This window comes from Caballeronia humi (assembly GCF_001544475.1).
Lineage (GTDB): Bacteria > Pseudomonadota > Gammaproteobacteria > Burkholderiales > Burkholderiaceae > Caballeronia > Caballeronia humi.
Genome location: NZ_FCNW02000135.1, coordinates 1 through 3,416, shown reverse-complemented (window position 1 = coordinate 3,416; position 3,416 = coordinate 1). Strand labels below are relative to the sequence as shown.

At 60.9% G+C, this 3,416-nt stretch carries 4 protein-coding genes; all 4 read left to right on the top strand.

Annotated elements, in window-relative coordinates; genetic code table 11:
• A partial coding sequence (locus tag AWB65_RS34380) for a response regulator (protein WP_327359596.1) occupies positions 1-390 on the top strand: 390 nt, incomplete at its 5' end.
• 403 nt (positions 391-793) lie between these two features.
• Positions 794-946 carry a phage integrase N-terminal SAM-like domain-containing protein gene (locus tag AWB65_RS37525; protein ID WP_235008089.1) on the top strand — a complete coding sequence of 51 codons (153 nt, stop codon included), beginning with the start codon at positions 794-796 and terminating at the stop codon, positions 944-946.
• Positions 947-1,040: 94 nt separating this feature from the next.
• Positions 1,041-1,508 carry a tyrosine-type recombinase/integrase gene (locus AWB65_RS37520; RefSeq protein WP_235008087.1) on the top strand — a complete coding sequence of 156 codons (468 nt, stop codon included), beginning with the start codon at positions 1,041-1,043 and terminating at the stop codon, positions 1,506-1,508.
• A 64-nt stretch (positions 1,509-1,572) separates the two neighbouring features.
• Positions 1,573-3,378, top strand: a complete 1,806-nt coding sequence (gene ligD / locus AWB65_RS34370) for a DNA ligase D (protein ID WP_327359593.1) — start codon at positions 1,573-1,575, stop codon at positions 3,376-3,378.
• Positions 3,379-3,416 lie beyond the last annotated feature (38 nt).

Below are 3,416 nucleotides of genomic sequence, written 5' to 3'. Positions count from 1 at the left end.
TTTCAAAAATTCGAAACCAGCATCCGTCGTAATGCATCTGAGTGCATCAACGACGGATATTTCAACGGCCTGCTAGAAAGCAGGGGCTATCACGTAGTGCTTCCCGAGAATGGATACGACGCATTGCGGAAGGCCACCCGTCATATTCCACAACTCGTTATCACTTACTGGCAGATATCTGAAATGGACGGCGCAGAGCTATGCCGCCGTCGTCTCAAATACCAACTAACGCTCGCCGGGATACCGGTCGTCATGTTGTCCGCATTGCCGGAACCACCGGATGAACCACGCTGCTGGGCTGCTTTCCTTCGCAAGCCGGCTCCGATAGACCTGCTGATGCACACCGTTGATTTGTTTATTGCACAACGGCTGACTACGACGCGTACCTAATGATTCCGGTTCTTGGCCCTGACTTCGGCAAGCCTCTGCGAACGCCGAAAACGAACGGAGGACGCAACTTTCGCATCGCCTGAAAACGCGCTGACTCAGCCAACCGCAGCCGTCTCTGGGGTCCGCACAAACACAACGCGATTGTCAGGATACCGAAACCTGCACCCGCGTAGAACGTGGCGTCTGCAACCGGGTGGTTCCACAAGGCACCGGCGATAACGCTGGACACAAGCGTAACAAAACCGCTGACGCGGTAATGGGAGGTCGACACAGGTCTTTGGCTGACGATTCATGAAGGGGGTTGTCTGTCGCCGGACCCCGGCGAAATGGTAAGTGGTGTCGCCAAAAGCAGTATGTGGACGCCCGGTTGGGCATTCCACCCACTGCTTCGAGGAGGCTCGCCATGACGCCACTGCGCCAACGCATGCTGCATGACATGCAGATCCGCAACCTTGCGGATAATACCCAGACGTCCTATCTGATTCAGGTATCCTGTTTCGCCCGACACTTCCGCCGCTCGCCCGAACTGCTAGGTCCCGAGGAGATCCGCGCCTAGCTCGTCTACCTCCGCGAAGAACGCAAGCTGGCGCCCGCCAGTCTCGGCGCAACGATCGGCGCACTGCGTTTCCTCTACCGGGTGACGCTCGAACGTGACTGGAGCGACGAGAATTTTCCCGCTGCCGAAGAAGCCGTTCAGACTACCGGTCGTCCTGAGTCTCGAGGAGATCACCACCTTCTTCGACTCCATTGCCAGCCTAAAGCACCGGGCCATTCTGATGGTTGCCTACGCAGCGGGCCTGCGGGTGTCAGAAGTCGTCCACCTGAAGGTCACCGACATCGACAGCAAGCGCAAGGTCATCCGTGTGAACCAGGGCAAGAATCGCAAGGAACAGGTACGTGATGCTCTCGCCGCGGCTGCTCGAGATCCTGCGAACGTACTGGCACGACGCCCACCCGCGCGAGTGGCTGTTTCCGGGCAACATTCCCGGCCAACCCATCAGTCGCGATGCCATCGGACAGGCATGCCCGACACCGGCCATCGCGACAGCGGCAGGGGCAACGACAGTGACGACGACGACAGCGACGGCGACGGCATGCCGCCGGATGCAGGCAAATGATATGGGGCGCTGGACCGGATCTCGCGCAACGCGCGTACGGGCGTCCGAGACGGCGCCCGGCGACATGCCGGCGCTCATCGAGCCGGAGCTTGCCACTCTCGTTCAGCATCATCCGGCCGAAGGCGACTGGTCCTACGAGATCAAGTTCGACGGCTATCGGATGCTCGCGCGCCTTGAACGAGGCGAAGTCAGACTGATCACGCGCAACGGGCACGACTGGACGGATCGCATGCCGCGATTCCGAAAGGCACTCGAGGCGTTGCCGGCCGACAGCGCGTGGGTCGATTCAGAAGCGGTCGTACTCGATGCGAATGGCAAGCCCGACTTCAATGCCTTGCAAAACGCCTTCGACCGGCGAAGTACGGCCGACATAGTTCTGTACGTCTTCGACCTTTTGTGGCTCAATGGCACGGACCTCCGTGAGCAGCCGCTGCGGGCGCGCCGCACGCTCCTTCATGAGTTGATGGAACAGGCCGAGAGCCCGCTCCTACGCTATTCCGACGATTTCGCCGAAGATCCGGCGTCGCTCGTCGCCTCCGCTTGCAAAATGAAGCTCGAAGGCATCATTGGCAAGCGCGCCGATGCGCCATACCGCTCGGGACGCTCGAACGACTGGATCAAACTAAAATGTAATCTCAGGCAAGAGTTCGTGATCGGCGGCTTCTCACGGGTTAGGGGCGCCAAGTCAGGCGTGCGCTCTTTGCGGTTGGGCGTCCACGAGCAGGACGGCACCCTCAGATATGCCGGGCACGTTGCGCCCCACCTATCGCCCGCGCGCAGTGCGGCATTCGCCAGGCGCGCTCACACCTTGCAGCAGGCTTTCCCTGCCTTCTACAACGCCCCGGAACCGGAGCGCGATCGCGAGTTTCACTGGCTCGCGCCCGACATTGTGGCTGACGTGTCATTTCTCGAGTGGACGCCCAACGGCGAAGTCCGACATCCCGTCTTTCATGCGTTGCGCGAAGATAAGCCCGCACGGGCGGTCACCGAGGGAAAGGTCGCGGATGAGCTCGGAGCCGGCAACATCGGCTCGACGCGGGAGCGACCCGGTCCGCGTGGCACGGTCATAATGGGTGACATCAAAATCAGCAACCCGCAGCGCGTGATGGATCCAGCGTCAGGCCGCACCAAGCTCGACATCGTGCGGTACTACGACGCCATCTCGGAATGGGCACTGCCCTGCCTGCATGCCCGTCCGCTCGCGCTCGTGCGTGCGCCCGATGGTATTGCGGGCGAACTGTTTTTTCAGAAGCATTCTGAGCGTGCGCGCATTCCCGGCGTCGAAGAGTTGCCCGTGAGCGTGTATCCGGGACACAAGCCGCTGCTGGTCGCCAACACCGCCGACGCGCTGGTTGGGCTCGCTCAGATGAGCGTCGTCGAGATCCATTCATGGAACGGGGCTGCGCCTGACCTCGAGCACCCCGATCGCGTCATCTTTGACCTGGACCCCGACCCGTCGTTGCCGTGGTCGGCAATGCTGGAAGCCGCATTGCTCGTCAAGGTTGTATTGGATGAACTGGGCCTGCGCTCATTCGCCAAGACCAGCGGCGGCAAGGGATTTCACATCGTCGTGCCGCTCACTCGCCGGCAGGGATGGGAGGAGGTCAAGCTCTTCTCACAGGCGGTCGCACAGCACATGACCCGCGTTGTGCCCCAGCGTTTTTCGGCGGTGCTCGGTCCAAAGAATCGAGTGGGCAAGATCTTCATCGACTATCTGCGCAACGGTCGAAGCGCCAGCACGGTGGCCGCGTTTTCGGTGCGCGCGCGCCCCGGCATGGCGGTGTCGATGCCGATATCGTGGGATGAGTTGAAGGACGTGAAAGGCGGCGATCTGAGATTGACCCGCTCCAACGGACAGATTTGCAGTTAAAGATTTGTCGTGGTCCGGCCTCCGTTAAGCGTTGAGTC

What these genes read in the sequence shown, in the direction of transcription:
- AWB65_RS37525 (WP_235008089.1), top strand. Translation starts at nt 794, where the DNA reads ATGACGCCACTGCGCCAACGCATGCTGCATGACATGCAGATCCGCAAC.
- ligD (WP_327359593.1), top strand. Translation starts at nt 1,573, where the DNA reads ATGCCGGCGCTCATCGAGCCGGAGCTTGCCACTCTCGTTCAGCATCAT.